This window comes from Achromobacter dolens, assembly GCF_902859745.1.
GTDB lineage: Bacteria > Pseudomonadota > Gammaproteobacteria > Burkholderiales > Burkholderiaceae_B > Achromobacter > Achromobacter dolens.
On sequence record NZ_CADIJW010000035.1, the window covers coordinates 36,446 to 53,893 of the forward strand.

Genomic DNA, 17,448 nt, shown 5'->3' on the forward strand with positions numbered 1-17,448 from the left:
GCCCCGAGTGAGTCTTTTGCTGATCGCCCTGTGCCTGGGCGCGGGATGCCTCATTGGCTTCATGGGCGGCGTGCTGGGCATCGGCGGCGGCCTGATCGCGATTCCGGCGCTGGTGCTGCTGCTGGACATGCCGCAGCAACTGGCGCAGGGCACCGCGCTTATCATGGTGTTGCCCACCATCATGATGGCGGTGCGCAAGTACAACCAGCAGACCCGCATCGACCGCCGCGTGGCGCTGGCCGGCGCGGGCGGGGCGGTGGTGTTCACCTGGGTCGGCGCGCGGCTGGCGCTGGGCATCGAGCCGGGCGTGCTGCGCCTGAGCTTCGCCGTGTTCCTGTTCTTCATCGCGCTGTTCTATGCATGGCAGACCTGGCGCGCCGGAAGCGTCCCGCCCGCTGCCCGGCCGGCCACCAGGAAAGGCGGCCTGCCCGCCGGGGAAGCGCCGGCGTTCACGCCGCGTCGCGCGACCGCGCTGGGCGTGCTGTGCGGCACGCTGGGCGGCTTCTTCGGTGTCGGCGGCGCGGTGCTCGCCGTGCCCATCATCACGTCGGTCTTTCGCCTGTCGCAGACCACGGCGCAGGCGCTGGCCCTGTGCATGGTGATTCCCGGCTCGGCCGTGGCGCTGGTGACGTATTCCTGGGCGGGCAAGGCCGACTGGTGGGTGGGCTTGCCCCTGGCGGCGGGCAGCCTGTTGTTCGTGCCGGTGGGCGTGCGCCTGGCCTACCGTCTGCCTGAACGCAAGCTGAGAGCCTGCTTCGCGGCGATGCTGTTTGCCACCGTGGCGCTGCTGGTATTTGAAAGCTGAGCGGCGCGGCGGGGCCGCTCGATTGTCACGATCCCATGACCAAGCGTTAACGTCGGAAAGGGCGCGAAAATTCCGCGCGTCCCGCTGAACCTTCGTGGCGGTGCGGGCTCCAACGGAGTACGGGTTTTGCGGCGATGTTGCCGCCCCGTGTTGGCAAGGCCGGAGGGGCAGCCCTCGGGTCTTCACCATTAGGAGTACATGTAATGACGACTCACTCCCGTATCGCTGCGTTCCTGTCCACGTCGGCCTTGTGCCTCGGTCTCGCTGCCGCGCCTTCGGCGTTCGCGGCGGGCGCCGACGCCACGACCAAGGCAGGCGACACCAAGACCCACGCGCAGCACAAGCATCACAAGTCCGACAAGACGTCCGCCAAGCAGGGCACCGAGAAATCGGGCGCCGCCAAGGTGGATCAATCGGGGGCCACGGTTCCCGCCAAGTAAGTCGGCCGCGCAGTACCGGATCGCGAGATCCGCGCAGTTCCTTTGCACGGCGGACGGGCTTCGGGCCCGGAAGTCGAAAGCCTCTCGGTATGGGCGCCGAGAGGCTTTTTTCATGTGTTCCGCCCGCGGCGTGCGGCCTGCCCCGTGGCGCGGGCGGCGCCACGGGGCAGGCCCGTGTCAATCCACTGGCGTGATCACGCGGCCGGTATCGAAATACGCCGCCAGGTTCTCCAGCATCAGGTCTTCCATGGCCTGGCGCGTTTCCAGCGTGGCGCTGCCGATGTGCGGCAGCAGCACCGCCTGGTCGCTCTTGATCAGGGCCTCGGGCACCTTGGGCTCGTGCTCGAACACGTCGAGCGCGGCGCAGCCGAGCTTGCCGGCCTCCAGCGCGGCCACCAGCGCGGCCTCGTCGATGACCGGGCCGCGCGCGATGTTGACGATGATGCCGCGCGGGCCGAGCGCTTCCAGCACCTCGCGATTGACCAGGTGGCGCGTGGCCGGGCCGCCCACGGTGGCCACGACCAGGAAGTCGGCCCAGGCCGCCAGGTCGGTCAGCGAGGCCTCGTAGCCGTAATCGACGTCGTCGCGCTTCCTGCGGTTGTGATAACGCACCTGCATATCGAAGCCGATGCCGCGGCGGGCGATGGCCTCGCCGATGCGGCCCAGGCCCACGATGCCGAGCTTCTTGCCGCTGACGCGCTGGCCCAGCGGAATGCTGCCGTGCACCTGGCCCCACTGGCCGGCGCGCACGAAGCGTTCGCCCTGGCCCATGCGGCGGGCGCCTGCGATCATCAGGCCCCAGGCCAGGTCCGCCACGCAGTCGGTCAGCACGTCGGGCGTGTTGCTGACCTGCACGCCGCGCGCATGCGCCGCCTGCACGTCGATGGTCTCGTAGCCCACGCCCCAACTGCAGATGGCCTTCAGGTCGGGCAGGGCGTTGATGAGTTCGGCGTTGGCGCCGAAGTTGGCCGAGGTGACGACGGCCGTGACGCCCTTGCCGAGTTCGGCCAGCGCGGCCTTGCGGTCCGGCTGCTTCCAGAGCTCGATGACGTCGTAGCGCTCGGCGAGGCGCTGGTTGGCGGAGGGCGAGCCGGCCAGCGAGCCGACCTGGATGATGCGATGCTTGGTGGTCATGTTGTCGTACAGGTGGGTGGCGAAACCTTCATGCTACTTGATCCGGCCTTGAATCCGGCTGACAGGGCGCGGGCCGCGGGACCCGCCGCGGCCGCGCCCTCGAGCGGCTGGCTCGAAGCGGCCCGCCCCAAGCAGTCCACCCCCAGCAGCCCGCCCCCGGGCAGCCTTACTCCAGTTGGATATCGGCCTTCTGGATCACGTCCTTCCAGCGCTTGACCTCGGCCTGCTGGAACGCGCTGAACTGCTGCGGCGTGTTCGCCACCACCTCGAAGCCCAGGCCCTGCAGCGTCTTCTCGGTCTGCGGATCGCGCAGGGCGGTCTGCAGGGCCTTGGTCAACTGCTGCACCACGGCCGGCGGGGTGCCCTTGGGCACCGCGAAGCCCTGCCACGAATACACCACCATGTCCTTGATGCCGGCCTCGGCCAGCGTCGGCACGTCCGGCAGGTCCGCCGCGCGCGCGTCGCCGGTGATGGCCAGCGCCTTGAGCTTGCCGGCCTTGATGTGCGTCTGCACCGCGCCCAGGTTCTGGAACGACACGTTGACCTGGCCGCCGATCAGGTCGGCGATGGCGGCGCCGCCGCCGCGATACGGCACGTCCACGCCCGAGGTCTGGGTGCGCTGGCGGAACATCACCGCCGACAGGTGGTCCGACGAGCCCGTGCCGGACGAGGCGTATGAAACCTTGCCCGGATTCCTGTTCGCATAGTCCACCAGCTCAGCCACCGTGCTGGCCGGGAACGACGGCGAGGCCACCAGCACGTTGGGGTTGCGCACCGCCTGCGTGAGGTACTCGAAGTCCTTGCTCGGGTTGTACGAGAGGTTCTTGTACAGCGCCTCGTTGATGGCGAAGGTGCCGATCGAGCCGACCATCATGGTGTAGCCGTCGGGCGTGGCGCGGGCCAGCGCCTGCGCGCCGATGGCGCTGTTGGCGCCCGGCTTGTTCTCGACCACGAAGGTCTGGCCCAGCGCTTTCGTCAGCCCCGGCGTGACGCTGCGCGCCGTGATGTCGGACGAGCCGCCCGGCACGAACGGCACGATCATCGTGACGGGCTTGGTGGGATAGCCGGCGGCGTGGACCGCCGGCCCGGCAAGCAGGGCGGCGGACAGCGCGACCGCGCCGATCGATCTGTTCATGATGTCTCCTGGTTCGCGTGATGATGAAGAACCCGGCGCCCACGCGTGGCGGCCGGGCCCGGATCGGCGCGGGTCAGTCGACCTTGGCGCCCGATTGCTTCACGACCGCGGCCCATTTGACGGTTTCCCGCGCCATGAACTGGGTGAATTGCGCCGGCGTGTTGCCCGAGGGCGTCGCGCCCTGGGCCTGCAATTGTTCGCGCACCGCCGCCTGCTGCAGCGCCGCGGCGACATCGCGCTGGACCTTGTCGACGATCTGTTGTGGCGTGCCCGCCGGGGCCAGCAGGCCGAACCAACTGGACGCCTCGTAGCCTTGCACGCCGGCCTCGGCCAGCGTCGGCACGTCCGGCAGCGCCGGCGAGCGCGTGGCGGTGGTGACCGCCAGCGGCCGCAGCTTGCCGCCCTTGATGAAGCCCATCGACGATGGCAGGTTGTCGAAGATCAGGTCGGCCGACCCCGCCATCACATCCGTCAGGGCCGGGCTGCTGCCCTTGTAGGGCACGTGCGTCATGCGGGTGCCTGTCATGGTCTGGAATAGTTCCCCCGACAGGTGGGTCGAGGTGCCGTTGCCGGTCGAGGCCATATTGACGCTGCCGGGATTGGCCTTCAGGTATTTGATCAGGTCCGCCACGCTGCGGATGCCGTGCTTGTCGGCAAAGGCCGGATTCAGTTCCAGCACGTTGGGCACCGGGATCACCAGCGTGACCGGCGTGAAGTCCTTGACCGGGTCGTAGGGCAGCTTGGCGTAAACGGACTGGTTGATCGCATGAGTGCTGACGGTGCCCATCAGCAGCGTGTAGCCATCGGGCGTGGCGCGGGCGGCTTCGGCGGTGCCGACGTTGCCGCCCGCGCCCGCCTTGTTGTCCACCACCACCGCCTTGCCCCAGGCCTTGCCCAGTTCGGCCGCGACCACGCGCGCGGCGATGTCGGCGGTGCCGCCGGCGGGGAAGGGCACGATGATCCTGACGTCGCGCGCCGGATAGTCGGCGGCGCGCGCGGCGGCGGGTAACAGGGCTGCCGCCGCCAGACAGGCGGCAAGGGCCAGGCGGCCGCGCAAGGGGGCTGCAAGCATGGAAGTCGTCTCCTCGTGTGCGCGTGGCCGCGCATCGTTTGTGGGGTGTTCCTGCCAGGCCGGGGCCCGGATCTGAATGCTGCCGGCGTCTGTCGCGCCTTGCCGTCGTGAATCCCGATGACTTGTAAAACGAATATAGGTATTGAGGGTCTACTTGTCAACCAAGTATACTTTTTCCAAGCTACTCATCTAACAACTGGATTCCCCCTCGGAATCCGCCAGGAGACCCGCCATGAAAACCTCCCCGGTCACCGTGCAGGACCTGCAGCGTTCCGTCATCGCGGTCCCGCCGCTGGCGCGCCATGCCGACCTGTCGCTGAACGAAGCCGCCAACCAGGCCCTGCTGCGGCACCTGGAGGCGGGCGGGGTGCGCAACGTGATGTACGGCGGCAATGCCAACTTCTACAACGTCGGCGTGGGCGAATACGCGCGCATCGTCGATATGCTGGCCGCGCTGGCCGGGCCGGACACCTGGATCCTGCCGTCGGTCGGCCCCGATTTCGGCAAGATGATGGACCAGGCGGCGATCCTGCGCGGCCGCGCCTTCCCCACGGCCATGCTGCTGCCGATGTCGTTTCCCTACACCGACGCCGGCCTGGCCGACGGCGTGCGCCGCTTCACCGATGCGCTGGGCAAGCCGGCGGTTGTCTACATCAAGTCGGCCGACTACCTGGCCCCGGCCACTGCGGCGCGGCTGGTCGAGGAAGGCCGCATCGTGGCGTTCAAGTATGCGGTGGTGCGCGAGGACCCGGCGCGCGACGCCTACCTGTCGGCGCTGCTGCAAAGCGTGGACGCCAATCGCGTGGTCAGCGGCATCGGCGAGCGCCCGGCCATCGTCCACTATCGCGACTTCGGCCTGAAGAGCTTCACCTCCGGCTCGGTCTGCGTGGCGCCGCGCGGCTCGATGCGCCTGCTGCGCCTGCTCAAGGAAGGCCGCTACGACGAGGCCGAGTCGGTGCGCGCCCAATACCTGGGCCTGGAGGACTGCCGCGACGCGATCAGCCCGATCCGTGTGCTGCACGACGCCGTGACCCTGTCGGGCGTGGCCGACATGGGCCCGATGCTGCCGCTGCTGACCGGCATTTCCAGCGCCGAGCGCGAGCGGGTCGCGCCAGTGGCGCGCGCGCTGGCCGAGTGGGACCGCGAAGCCGTCGCGGCCTGATGGCCGCGCGCGCGGCAACGGCGGTACGATGAGCGCTGCCGATACGCACCAGGAGATTTCGTGGCCCGACCCAAAGCATCGCCTCCCTCCGCGCCGCCCGCGTCCGCCGAGCCGGACGCCATGGGCGCGCTGGTGCTGGAACGCGGCCATCGCGTCCGGCTGGCCGACCAACTTTACGGCCAGATCTTCGAGCAGATCGTCGCCGGCAATCTCAACGTCGGCGACAAGCTGCCTTCCGAGAACGAGATTTCCGAACGCTTCGGCGTGTCGCGGCCGGTGGTGCGCGAAGCGCTGCTGCGCCTGCGCGCCGACGGCCTCATCACCGCGCACCAGGGCCTGGGCACCTTCGTCAGCCACCAGCCGGCGCCGCGCCTGACGGCCTTCAGCGACGTTGGCAACGTCGGCGCCTATCTGCGCGCACAGGAGTTGCGCGTGGCGCTCGAGGGCGATGCCGCGCGGCTGGCGGCGCTGCGCCGCACCGACGAGCAGTTGCACAAGATCGAGGCCGCGCATGCCGCCTTCGCCGACAGCCTGGCGCGCGGCCAGATGTCGGCCGAGGCCGACCTGGCGTTCCACGCCAGCATCACCGAGGCCACCGGCAACGACTTCTATCTCGGGGTGCTGGAAAGCATCCACGAGTCCATCAATGGCTTCATGCGCCTGACGCTCAACCTGACCCGCACCGGGTCGCGCCAGCGCGCCCAGCGCGTCCTCGACGAGCACGCCACCATCCTCGACGCGATCCGCGCCCAGGACGGCGAGCGCGCCCGGGTCGCCATGCAATTCCACCTGGGCCAGGCCCGCCACCGGCTGGTCGACCGCGAACGCGATTGACCGGCCGCTCGCGCCGTCCGGGAGCTTCACACTGACAACAGCAGGAGACATCGCGTGCAAGGCAATGGTTCGGCAGGAACAGCGGCATCGGCGGGGCAGGTGCGTGAACAGATTCTGATCGTGTTGCAGGCCTGGGGCATGGCGCCCGACCTGGCCGCCATCACCGCCGGCCTGATGGCCGAGACGGATCTGCTGGGCATCGATTCGCACGGCATCTCGATGCTGCCGTCATACGAGGAAAAGCTGCGCGCGGGCACGCTCAAGCTCGACGCGCGCCCGCGCGTGGTGCGCGACGGCGGCGCCAGCGCGCTGCTGGACGGCATGGGCGGACTGGGCTATCCGGTATCGGCGCAGGCCATGAACCTGGCCGTCGACAAGGCGCTGGAGCATGGCGTGGGCGCGGTGTCAGTGTGCAATTCGCATCACTTCGGCGCGGCTGGCGTCTATGCGCGCATCGCGGTCGAGCGCGGCGTGGTCGGGCTGGTCACCAGCAGCGCCAACGGCGTCATCATGGTGCCCACGCGCGGCGCCATGCCCATGCTGGGCACCAACCCCATCGCCTTCGGCGCGCCGGCCGCGCATAACGAGCCGTTCGTGCTCGACATGGCCACCACCACCGTCGCGGCCAACAAGGTCAAGGTCTATGACTTCCTTGGCAAGCCGCTGCCGCCGGGCTGGGCGGTGGACGGGCAGGGCGAGCCGGTCACCGCGGCCGACAGCGCCATGCAGTTCATCTTCAAGCATCCCGAGGGCGGGCTGACGCCGCTGGGCGGCACGCCGGCCATGAGCAGCCACAAGGGCTATGGCCTGGCGATGATGGCGCAGATCCTGGGCGGCACGCTCAGCGGCAGCGCGCTGGCGGCGCGCCGCAACGTCACGCGCCGTCCCGGCGAACCCGACGACGTCGGCCACTTCTTCCTGGCGCTCAATCCCGACGCCTTCCGCGCCAGCGGCTCGTTCGAGTCGGACATGGACGACCTGATCGACACGCTGCACGACACCCCGCCGGCGCGGCCCGACGAACCGGTGCTGGTGGCCGGCGAACCCGAGGCCGCCGAGCGCGCGCGCCGCCGCGAGCGGGGCATCCCGATCCCGCCCGCCCTTGCCACGCGCCTGCGCGAGATCTGCCAGCGGGCCGCGGTGCCGTATCTGCTGGACTGAGCCCTCCGCCCGGTCGCATGACGTTTTCCCCGCCGCGCGGGCCTGCCCGCGCGTTGATTCACCGACCCGGTCACCGGGCGGCAAGCATTAGAAAAACACGACAAGGAGACAACCATGCAACACAAGACATCGCCGGCGCGCCGCCGGCTGGGACTGGCCGCGCTGGCATTGGGCGCGGCCGCGGCGATCGCGCCGGGGCTGCTGCTGGCGCAGGACTGGCCGACACGGCCGGTCAAGCTGATCGTGCCGTTCCCCGCGGGCGGCAGCACCGACGCGGTCGGACGCCTGCTGGCCGCCGAGCTGTCCAAGGAACTGGGACAGAGCGTCGTGGTCGAGAACAAGGGCGGCGCCAACGGCAACATCGGTTCCGATGTGGTCGCCAAGGCCGAGCCCGACGGCTACACGCTGCTGCTGTCGGGGGTGGGCTCGAACGCCATCAGCTATTCGCTCTATCAGAGCATGCCGTACCGCGACAGCGACTTCGCCCACATCTCGCTGCTGGCCACCGGGCCCAACGTGCTGGTGGCCAACATGGATTTCCCGGCCACCAACTTCGCCGACTTCATCAAGCTGGTGCGCGCCAACCCGGGCAAGTACACCCACGCCAGCTCGGGCAACGGGTCGTCGGGCCACCTGGCCATGGAGATGCTCAAGCAGGCCGCCAAGATCGACCTGGTGCACGTGCCCTACAAGGGCGGCGCCGCCGCCATCACCGACATGATCGGCGGCCGCGTGTCGGTGATGTTCCTGAACCAGGACACGCTGCTGCCGCAGGTCAAGTCCGGCAAGCTGCGCGCGCTGGCGGTGGCCAGCGCCAAGCGCAATCCCGCCTATCCGGATACGCCCACGGTCGCGGAGTCCGGCTACCCGGGCTTCGCCGCCGAATCATGGTTCGGCCTGTCGGCGCCGGCCAAGACGCCGCCGGCCGTCATTCAGCGGCTGAATCAGGCCACCGTCAAAGCCCTGGCTTCACCGGATATCCGGCAGAAGCTGGAAAGCGTAGGCTTCGTGGTGGTGGGCGACGACCCCAAGGCGTTCTCGGCCTTCGTCCAATCCGAAATCACCAAATGGGGCGCGGCGGCCAAGGCCTCCGGCGCCCGCATGGACTAGCGTTCTGTATCAACACTCCCCGCGCGCCGGGCGGCGCCCGGGGTTCAATACGATGGGAAACACGCAGCGATGACTTCACCCTTGCCCAACCGCTTTCGCCAACGCATCCTGGCGCGCGAGCGCCTGATCGGCTTCTGGATGTGCATGTCCAGCCACATCACCGCGGAAGTCGCGGGCCTGGCCGACTTCGACTGGCTGCTGCTGGATGGCGAGCATTCGCCCAACACCGTGCCGATGTTCCTGCAGCAGTTGCAGGCCCTGCAGGGCAGCGCCAGCGCCGCCATCGGCCGGCCGACCTGGAACGATCCGGTCGAGATCAAGCGCCTGCTGGACATCGGCTTCTACAACCTGCTGATCCCCTTCATCGAATCCGAGGATGACGCGCGCCGCGCGGTGGCCGCCACGCGCTATCCGCCGCAGGGCATCCGCGGCGTGGCCGGCATGCAGCGCAGCAACCGCTACGGCACCGTGCCGGATTACTTGAAGACCATCAACGACAACATCTGCGTGCTGCTGCAGATCGAGAGCCGGCCGGGCATCGAGGCGGTCGATGCGATCGCCGCGGTCGAGGGCGTGGACGGCGTCTTCATCGGCCCGTCGGACCTGGCCGCGGCCCTGGGCCATCTGGGCAACCCGGGCCACCCGGAAGTGCAGGAAGCGATTCGCCACCTGTACCAGCGCGTCACCGCGCAGGGCAAGGCGGTGGGCATCCTGGCGCCGGTGCAGGCCGATGCGCGCCGCTACCTGGACATGGGCATGCACTTCGTCGCGGTCGGCACCGACCTGGGCGTGTTCAAGCAGGCTACCTTCGCCTTGCGCGAGGCCTTCCCCACCTGATCCTGCCTGATCGCGCGGCCGTCGCGTTCGCCACGGCCGCGCCTTGCCTTACTGCTCCAGCGCCAGCAGGTCGGCGACCGTCTGGCGGCGGCGGATCAGGCGCGCCTCGTTGCGCTCCAGCAGCACTTCGGCCGCCAGCGGCCGGGTGTTGTAGTTCGAGGACATCGACGCGCCATAGGCGCCGGCATTGTGGAACACCAGGAAGTCGCCGATGCGCGGCCGCGGCAGCGACTGGTCCGAGACCACGCCGCCCGCGTCCTGCGTGAACACGTCGCCCGATTCGCACAGCGGGCCGGCCACGGCGATGCGGGTCTCGGCCGTCGGCGGCGTGGCGCCGTCCGGCGCGTGCACCGAGATGCGGTGGTAGCTGCCGTACATGGCCGGGCGCATCAGGTCGTTGAAGCCGGCGTCCACCAGCGCGAAATCGCGCTCGGGGCGGCGGTTGATCGCGTGCACTTCGGCCACCAGCGCGCCCGCCTCGGCCACCAGGAAGCGGCCCGGTTCGATCTCCAGGCGCACCGCGTGGCCCAGGCGCTGCTCGATGCGCTTGCGGGCCGCGTCCCATTGCTCGAAGTAGTGGTCGCAGTCGATGCGCGGCTCGCCCTCGCGATACGGAATCGAGAGGCCGCCGCCGGCCGAGATGGCCTCGATGTCGTGGTCCAGCGAGGCGACCACGTCGACCATCGCGTCGCACACGCTGGACAGGTGGCCGTAGTCCACGCCCGAGCCGATGTGCATGTGGATGCCGACCAGCTTCAGGCCGTAGCGGCGCACGATGCCGATGGCGGCCGCGACGTCGTCGATCCAGATGCCGTGCTTGCTTTGCGGGCCGCCGGTGTTGGTCTTGTTGCTGTGGCCGTGGCCGAAGCCCGGGTTGATGCGCAGCCAAACGCGGTGGCCCGGCGCGTGCTGGCCGACGCGTTCGAGCATGTCGAGCGAGCCGGCGTTCACGGTGATGCCGTGCTTGATGACGGTGGCCAGGGTGGCGTGGTCGATCAGATCGGCCGTGAACACCACGCCGGCCGGCTCGCCCGCGGGCTCGAAGCCGGCGGCCAGGCTGCGCTCGATCTCGCCCAGGGACACCGCGTCCACCATCACGCCCTCGGCGCGCATCAGGCGCAGGATGTGCAGGTTGGAGCAGGCCTTCTGCGCGTAGCGGATGACGTCGAAGCGGCGCAGTTGGGCGATGCGCTCGCGGATGACGGCGGCATCGTAGACCCACAGCGGGGTGCCGTGCTCGGCGGCGAGTCGGGTGAGTTGGCGCGGATCGAAAGCCATTGCGGGGTGAACCTTGTTACGGTGATGGGGTAGGGAATCAGGGCAGCATCATGCCTGCGCCAGGTCATCCAGTAAAATGCTTAGATTTTCCACATCGATTCATTCCTGATATGGGTCAGTCATGCTGACGCACCGACATATCGAAGTCTTCCGCGCCCTCATGATCGCCGGCAGCGTGACCAAGGCTGCCGACCTGCTGTTCACCTCGCAGCCCACCGTCAGCCGCGAGCTGGCGCGCATGGAGCAGACCATCGGCTTCGCCCTGTTCGAGCGGGTGCGCGGCCGCCTGCGGCCCACCATGCCCGCGCTGGCGCTGTACGACGAGGTGCGGCAGTCATACGCCGGGCTGGAGCGGGTGGCGTCCACCGCGGCGCGCCTGCGCGCCTTCCAGGACGGGCAACTGGCGGTAATCGCGTTGCCGGCGTTTTCACATTCGCTGCTGCCGGGGGCCTTCCGGCGCTTCAGCCAGGACTACCCGGGCGTGAGCCTGGCGCTGGAGGCGCAGGAATCGCCGTTCCTGGAGGAATGGCTCACGGCCCAGCGCTACGACCTGGGCCTGACCGAGCACGAGCTGGAGCCGGCCGGCACCCGGCTGGCGTTATTGCTGGAGGTGGACGAGGTCTGCGTGCTGCCCGATGGTCATCGCCTGTTGGCCCGGCCGGCGCTGGAACTGGCCGATTTCGCCGGCGAACCGTTCGTCAGCCTGTCGTCCAGTGACCCCTACCGCATCCAGATCGACGAGGCCTTCGCGGCCGAAGGCGTGCTGCGGCGCGCGATCATCGAGACGCCGACGGCGGTCTCGGTATGCGCCTTCGTGCGCCAGGGGCTGGGGCTGGCCATCGTCAATCCATTGACGGCGCTGGATTTCATCGGCCGCGGCCTGCATATCCGGCCATTGCGGCGATCGTTCCCGTTCCGGGTCAACCTGGTGTTTCCGGAGCACCGGCCCAAGAACCCGCTGGTGGACGCCTTCACCGCCACCCTGCGCGACGAGGCCGAGCAGATCCGCGCCCGCCTCGCGGCCCGGCAGGACTGACGGGCGCTGCCGCCATCGGGCCATGCGGCTGGGGTCCGTAGACGGCAGTCGGCAATAGGTGGGAACGGGCAGGTGGCAGCAGCCGGCAATAGCGCAACGAGCAACTGGCAACAGGAGCAGGCGACAGGAACAGGTAACAGGAACAGGCAACAAAAAAGGATGCCCGTGGGCATCCTTCTTCATTTGCCGTATTCATGACGCCCTGCAAGGCAGGGCGGCATAATGGCTTAGGCCAGCGCCTTGATGGCGGCAGCCAGGCGGCTCTTGTGGCGAGCGGCCTTGTTCTTGTGGATGATGTTCTTGTCAGCCACGCGATCGATCACGCTCGACGCCTTCTGGAACACTTCGCCAGCCGCAGCCTTATCGCCAGCGGCGATGGATTGGCGAACGCGCTTGATGGCGGTGCGCAGCATCGAGCGCAGGCTGGAATTGTGCTTGTTGCGCTCAACGGATTGGCGAGCGCGCTTGCGGGCTTGGGCGGTATTGGCCATGTTGCTATGTAAGTTGAATTCGGCAAAGTCGAACATTTTAGCAAGTCCCAGAGGGATTGCAAGCTTTAAATGCCGTGTCTGCCGATGGAGCGCCCGTCAACCGGGCGGGGGGCGCTGCGAGGAAAGCCTCGGACTGCAGGACCCGGGTAGCTTGACCTGGGCTTCAGACCGCGCGGGCATCGAAGGAATCAACGCCTGGTGGCCCTGCTGCGCCTACTGGATAAAAACACCGTGCCGAGTATACAACGGAAGCGGCCTTTCGTTACAGCCCCGTTTCAGCGGACGTGGTCAGGCCGCGACGTTGATCGACACGAACCAGGGTGTGTAACGCCGCACGTGGATCGGCATCATGTCTTCGAGCGCGGCCAGCGCCGCGTCCGTGTCGTCGAGCGGGAAATGGCCGGAAACGGGCAGGCCGCCAGCGGCCATGGAGACGCGCAGGGCGCCGCTGCGGTAGGGGCGCAGGGCGGCGATGACCTCGGCCAGCGGGCGACCGCGGGCGTCGATCCAGCCAGCCTCCCAGGCGGCTTCCGCCATCAGTTCGGCACGGGGGGTGTCGATGCGCGAGACATCGAAGCGGGCTCCGGTGCCGGCCCGCACGATGCCGTGGGCGCCCGCCATGGTTTCCACCACCACCTCGTGCTCATGCACCACGACCACCGTGCGCTGGGCTTGCTGGCGCACCATGTAGCGGGTGCCCAGGGCGCGCACGGTGCCCTCGGCGGTCTGCACCAGGAAGGGCCGCCGCGCGTCGGGCGCCACCGACACGGTGACGGCGCCGTCCAGCAGCCGCACCTGGCGGTAGGCGGGGGTGAAGTCCAGGTTGACGCGGCTGCGCGCGTCCAGCAGCAGTTGGCTGCCGTCGGAAAGCAGGTAGCGGCGGCGTTCGCCGGTGGCCGTGGCGGCGTCGGCCGCGACGTTGCTCAACGGGTAGAAGGCGTTGCCCACGTACGCGGCGCAGGCGCCCGCGCTGGCGAGGGCGAGCGAACCCGCCAGGAAGCGCCGGCGCGGCGGCACGACGACGGGCGGCGTGACGGCAGGCGCGGGCGCCGCCTGCGGCGAGGGCGGCGAGGCGGTCGTGGCGTAACCGGCAGGATAGGCGTCGCCCAGCCGGCCAAAGCCCGATCCCGCCAGAGTGCCCGTCAATTGTTGCCAGGCATTCTCATGCAGAGGGTCGGCCGCGCGCCACGCCAGGAAATCGTTGTAGTCCTGCGCCGTCGCTTTACCGGAGCGTAGCAGCAGCAACCAATTGATGACTTGGTCCGCCATGGGTTGTCCTTGGGCGTACTTCACTTCAAGCTGCCGCCTGGGAGGCCAGGCGGGAATCCTTTTGATGGCAATTTGTAAATAATAAAGGTTTTTTACCAAAGATTACCGGCCGCTTGTCAATTCTTGACGAATCAAATGCAAAAAAAGCCGGCGGGTAGCCGGCTTTTTGCTGAGATTGAGGCGCGAACCCTGGAAATTAACGGGGGGATCGGCGTCCGAAGTCTCGGGGACGGAACCCAAACAGTAACAACATGCCGAAGTAGGCCGCCGCGCTGGCCGCCAATACGCCGGTCAGCCACAGCGCGCGATGGCCGGCATGGGCCTGCAGGCCGATCCAGTCAATACGACCATCGGCGTATAGCAGCAGCGCGGCCAGGGCCGCCAAGGCCGGCACCAGGCGCAGGCAGAAGCGGCCCCAGCCGTCGCCGGGCCGGTAGACGCCCCGGCGGCGCAGGCCGATCAGCAGCGCCAGCGCATTCAGGCAGGCGCCCAGGCCGATGGCGAGCGCCAGGCCGGCGTGGGCCAGCAGCGGCACCAGCGCCAGGTTCATCAGTTGGGTCAGGATCAGTACGCCGATGGCGATTTTCACGGGCGTGCGGATGTCCTGCTTGGCATAGAAGCCGGGCGCCAGGATCTTCACCGCCAGCAGGCCGATCAGGCCGGCCGAATAGGAAATCACGGCCAGCCGGGTCTGCAGCACGTCTTGCGCCGAGAACGCGCCATAGTGGAAGAGCGTCGCCACCAGGCCGTCCGACAGCAGCGCCATGCCCACCGCCGCCGGCAGTCCCAGCAGCAGCACCAGTCGCAGGCCCCAGTCGAGCAGCGCGCTGTAGCCGCCATGGTCGTCGCGGGCGTGGGCGGCCGACAGGCTCGGCAGCAGCACCGTGCCCAGCGCCACGCCCAGCAGGGCGGTCGGGAATTCCATCAGGCGGTCGGCGAACGACAGCCAGGTGACGCTGCCGGGCGCGAGCCAGGTGGCGATGTTGGTGTTGATCAGCAGCGAAATCTGCGCCACCGACACGCCCAGCGTGGCCGGCGCCATCTGCTTGAGGATGCGCTGCACCGTGGGGTCGGCCCAGGCTTCGCGAAAGCGCAGCGAGAAGCGCGGCGTCAGGCCCAGCCGCGCCAGCGCCACCCATTGCACCGCCAGTTGCGCCACGCCGCCGATCATCACGCCGATGGCCAGGGCATAGACCGGCACGTCCATGCGCGGGGCCAGCCAGAGGCAGGCGGCGATCATGGACAGGTTCAGCAGCACTGGCGTGAAGGCCGGCACGGCAAAGCGCCGCCAGGTGTTGAGCACGCCGGAGGCGAACGCAATCAGCGACATGCAGAAGATGTAGGGAAACATCACCCGCGTCATCCAGACGGCGGCGCCAAATTCGGTGTCGCGCGCGGCGCCGCGCAGGCCGCTGGCCATGGCCGACACCACCCAGGGCGCGGCGATGATGCCGATCAGCGTGATCGCCATCAGGGCCGCGGTCAGCAGCAGCGCCACCCGGTCCAGCAGGGTGCGGACCTCGGCTTCGGAGCGGTTGTTGCGGGCATGGCCCAGGATCGGCACGAAGGCCTGGGCGAAGGCGCCTTCGGCGAACAGCCGGCGCAACAGGTTGGGAATGCGGAAGGCGACCCAGAAGGCGTCGGTGATGGGGCCGGCGCCGAAGGCGCGCGCCACCAGGATGTCGCGCACCAGCCCGGAAATACGGGACAGCAGGGTGAAGCTGCTGACGGTGGCCGCGGAACGGAACAGGCTCATGGAGTGACTGGATGGAGGCGGGCGGCCGTCAATGGAAAATCGCCTTCCTCGAAGGGAAGGACCGCTGCATGCCCGGGCGCTTCAAAGGATGGCTTTTCCCCGCCGGGCCGCCCCAAGGGGAAAAAGCCCCCTCGGGGGGCAGAGAGCCCCCGCAGGGGGCGAAGCGTGGGGGCATATTCCCCGCTGGGCCGCCCCAAGGGGAAAAAGCCCCCTCGGGGGGCAGAGAGCCCCCGCAGGGGGCGAAGCGTGGGGGCATATTCCCCGCCGGGCCGCCCCAAGGGGAAAAAGCCCCCTCGGGGGGCAGAGAGCCCCCGTAGGGGGCGAAGCGTGGGGGCATTTTTACTTCGGGGGCATCCGGATGGCGCCGTCCAGGCGGATCGTCTCGCCGTTCAGCATGTCGTTGGTGATGATGGCGTGCACCAGCTTGGCGTAGTCCTCCGGACGGCCCAGGCGGGCGGGGAAGGGGATGCTGGCGGCCAGCGAGTCCTGCACTTCCTGCGGCATGCCGAAGATCATCGGCGTGCCGAAGATGCCGGGAGCGATCGTCATGCAGCGGATGCCGGTCTTGGCCAGGTCGCGGGCGATCGGCAGGGTCATGCCAGCCACGCCGGCCTTGGAGGCGGCGTAGGCCGCCTGGCCGATCTGGCCGTCGAACGCGGCGACCGACGCGGTGTTGATCATCACGCCGCGCTCGCCGGTGGGCTCGGGCGTGTTGCCGCTCATGGCCTCGGCGGCCAGCCGCATCATGTTGAAGCTGCCGATCAGGTTGATCGACACGACCTTCTGGAACAGATCCAGCGGGTGCGCGCCGTTCTTGCCGACGATCTTGGCGGCCGGCGCCACGCCGGCGCAGTTGACCAGGCCGAACAGGGTGCCCAGTTCCTTGGCCGCGGCAACGGCGCGCTGGCCGTCGGCCTCTTGCGTCACGTCGCAGTGGACGTAGCGCTGGCCCAGTTCCTTGGCCAGTTCCTCGCCGGGGCCGTCCTGCAGGTCGGCGATGACCACCTTGGCGCCGTTGGCCACCAGCATGCGCACGGTGCCGGCGCCCAGGCCGGATGCGCCGCCGGTAACGATGAATACCTTGTTCGCGATTTCCATGTCTCTACCACCAGATCAATTCAAGGGATGAAAACGGCGCGCCGGGCGCCGGATGCGAAAAGGCCTTCGGGCCGGGGGCGGAACGCGTCGCGTCCGGCCGGCGCCGAAGGCCTGGGCCTGCGAAGCGCCTATCAGCTCTTGACGGCGTCGAACAGGCGCGACTTGATTTCCTCGACCGCGCCGACGCCGGAGATCTTGCGGTACTTCGGCGCCTCGGCCGGGTTCTGCTGGGCCCACGACGAGTAGTAGTCGACCAGCGGACGGGTCTGCTGGCGGTACACGTTCAGGCGATTGCGGACCGTTTCCTCGCGGTCGTCGTCGCGCTGGATCAGGTCTTCGCCGGTGACGTCGTCCTTGCCTTCGACCTTGGGCGGGTTGAAGCGCACGTGGTAGCTGCGGCCGCTGGGCTGGTGCACGCGGCGACCGCTCATGCGTTCGATGATGTCTTCTTCGGGGACTTCGATTTCCACCACGTAGTCCAGCTTGACGCCGGCGCTCTTGAGCGCGTCGGCCTGCGGAATGGTGCGCGGGAAACCGTCGAACAGGTAGCCGTTGGCGCAGTCGGGCTGCTTCAGGCGGTCCTGGACCAGGCCGATGATGATCTCATCCGAGACCAGGCCGCCGGCATCCATGACCTTCTTCGCTTCGATGCCCAGGGGCGTGCCGGCCTTGACCGCGGCGCGCAGCATGTCGCCCGTGGAAATCTGGGGAATGCCGAAATGCTGGGTGAGAAACGCGGCCTGGGTGCCTTTGCCGGCGCCGGGAGGTCCGAGCAAGATGAGACGCATGAGTGCTCCTGAATGGGGTTTAATTTTTGTGATCCGAGCGAT

The 17,448-nt window shown here is 68.7% G+C and carries 17 protein-coding genes; 8 read left to right on the forward strand and 9 right to left on the reverse strand.

Going from position 1 to position 17,448, the window contains the following annotated elements:
* Positions 1–7 precede the first annotated feature (7 nt).
* Together HV783_RS20900 and HV783_RS20905 are read left to right on the forward strand one after the other, a co-directional pair.
* On the forward strand, positions 8–805 hold the full coding sequence (locus tag HV783_RS20900) for a sulfite exporter TauE/SafE family protein (protein ID WP_054502057.1): 798 nt from the start codon (positions 8–10) through the stop codon (positions 803–805).
* Between the two features lie 203 nt (positions 806–1,008).
* Complete coding sequence (locus tag HV783_RS20905; protein WP_175189809.1) at positions 1,009–1,245, forward strand: hypothetical protein; 237 nt, start codon at positions 1,009–1,011, stop codon at positions 1,243–1,245.
* Between the two features lie 177 nt (positions 1,246–1,422).
* Here HV783_RS20905 and HV783_RS20910 read toward each other — a convergent pair whose 3' ends face one another.
* From HV783_RS20910 to HV783_RS20920, 3 genes are all read right to left on the reverse strand, one after another.
* Positions 1,423–2,379 carry a 2-hydroxyacid dehydrogenase gene (locus tag HV783_RS20910; RefSeq protein WP_026384457.1) on the reverse strand — a complete coding sequence of 319 codons (957 nt, stop codon included), beginning with the start codon at positions 2,377–2,379 and terminating at the stop codon, positions 1,423–1,425.
* Positions 2,380–2,545: 166 nt separating this feature from the next.
* Positions 2,546–3,514 carry a Bug family tripartite tricarboxylate transporter substrate binding protein gene (locus HV783_RS20915; RefSeq protein ID WP_064524696.1) on the reverse strand — a complete coding sequence of 323 codons (969 nt, stop codon included), beginning with the start codon at positions 3,512–3,514 and terminating at the stop codon, positions 2,546–2,548.
* Between the two features lie 73 nt (positions 3,515–3,587).
* Positions 3,588–4,586 carry a tripartite tricarboxylate transporter substrate binding protein gene (locus HV783_RS20920; protein WP_054502059.1) on the reverse strand — a complete coding sequence of 333 codons (999 nt, stop codon included), beginning with the start codon at positions 4,584–4,586 and terminating at the stop codon, positions 3,588–3,590.
* Between the two features lie 232 nt (positions 4,587–4,818).
* On the opposite strand from HV783_RS20920, the gene HV783_RS20925 reads away from it, so the two are divergent.
* From HV783_RS20925 to garL, 5 genes are all read left to right on the forward strand, one after another.
* Positions 4,819–5,748 carry a dihydrodipicolinate synthase family protein gene (locus tag HV783_RS20925; RefSeq protein ID WP_054502060.1) on the forward strand — a complete coding sequence of 310 codons (930 nt, stop codon included), beginning with the start codon at positions 4,819–4,821 and terminating at the stop codon, positions 5,746–5,748.
* A gap of 120 nt (positions 5,749–5,868) precedes the next feature.
* Entirely contained in the window at positions 5,869–6,582 is a 714-nt protein-coding gene (locus tag HV783_RS20930; RefSeq protein ID WP_049073084.1) for a FadR/GntR family transcriptional regulator, read from the forward strand.
* Positions 6,583–6,636: 54 nt separating this feature from the next.
* A complete protein-coding gene (locus HV783_RS20935; RefSeq protein ID WP_175189810.1) occupies positions 6,637–7,743 on the forward strand; it encodes an Ldh family oxidoreductase in 1,107 nt (368 codons plus the stop codon).
* Between the two features lie 114 nt (positions 7,744–7,857).
* Positions 7,858–8,853, forward strand: coding sequence for a Bug family tripartite tricarboxylate transporter substrate binding protein (locus HV783_RS20940; protein WP_054502062.1), 996 nt, complete (start codon positions 7,858–7,860; stop codon positions 8,851–8,853).
* A gap of 69 nt (positions 8,854–8,922) precedes the next feature.
* Positions 8,923–9,690, forward strand: a complete 768-nt coding sequence (garL, locus tag HV783_RS20945; protein WP_054415874.1) for a 2-dehydro-3-deoxyglucarate aldolase — start codon at positions 8,923–8,925, stop codon at positions 9,688–9,690.
* Between the two features lie 48 nt (positions 9,691–9,738).
* On the opposite strand, the gene lysA is transcribed toward garL, so the two are convergent.
* Positions 9,739–10,968, reverse strand: coding sequence for a diaminopimelate decarboxylase (lysA, locus tag HV783_RS20950; protein WP_175189811.1), 1,230 nt, complete (start codon positions 10,966–10,968; stop codon positions 9,739–9,741).
* Positions 10,969–11,089: 121 nt separating this feature from the next.
* On the opposite strand from lysA, the gene HV783_RS20955 reads away from it, so the two are divergent.
* Complete coding sequence (locus HV783_RS20955) at positions 11,090–12,004, forward strand: LysR family transcriptional regulator (protein ID WP_054502064.1); 915 nt, start codon at positions 11,090–11,092, stop codon at positions 12,002–12,004.
* Between the two features lie 227 nt (positions 12,005–12,231).
* Here HV783_RS20955 and rpsT read toward each other — a convergent pair whose 3' ends face one another.
* From rpsT to adk, 5 genes are all read right to left on the reverse strand, one after another.
* The gene (gene rpsT / locus HV783_RS20960; protein ID WP_006396042.1) at positions 12,232–12,495 is read right to left on the reverse strand and encodes a 30S ribosomal protein S20; all 264 of its coding nucleotides are present in this window, start codon (positions 12,493–12,495) and stop codon (positions 12,232–12,234) included.
* Between the two features lie 288 nt (positions 12,496–12,783).
* Positions 12,784–13,764, reverse strand: coding sequence for a FecR domain-containing protein (locus tag HV783_RS20965; RefSeq protein WP_175189812.1), 981 nt, complete (start codon positions 13,762–13,764; stop codon positions 12,784–12,786).
* A 196-nt stretch (positions 13,765–13,960) separates the two neighbouring features.
* Positions 13,961–15,520, reverse strand: coding sequence for a murein biosynthesis integral membrane protein MurJ (gene murJ / locus HV783_RS20970; RefSeq protein WP_064524685.1), 1,560 nt, complete (start codon positions 15,518–15,520; stop codon positions 13,961–13,963).
* Between the two features lie 339 nt (positions 15,521–15,859).
* Positions 15,860–16,618 (reverse strand): 3-hydroxyacyl-CoA dehydrogenase, encoded by a 759-nt coding sequence (locus HV783_RS20975; RefSeq protein ID WP_006384004.1) that lies wholly within the window; start codon positions 16,616–16,618, stop codon positions 15,860–15,862.
* A 131-nt stretch (positions 16,619–16,749) separates the two neighbouring features.
* Positions 16,750–17,406 carry an adenylate kinase gene (adk, locus tag HV783_RS20980; RefSeq protein WP_054502068.1) on the reverse strand — a complete coding sequence of 219 codons (657 nt, stop codon included), beginning with the start codon at positions 17,404–17,406 and terminating at the stop codon, positions 16,750–16,752.
* Between the last annotated feature and the right edge of the window lie 42 nt (positions 17,407–17,448).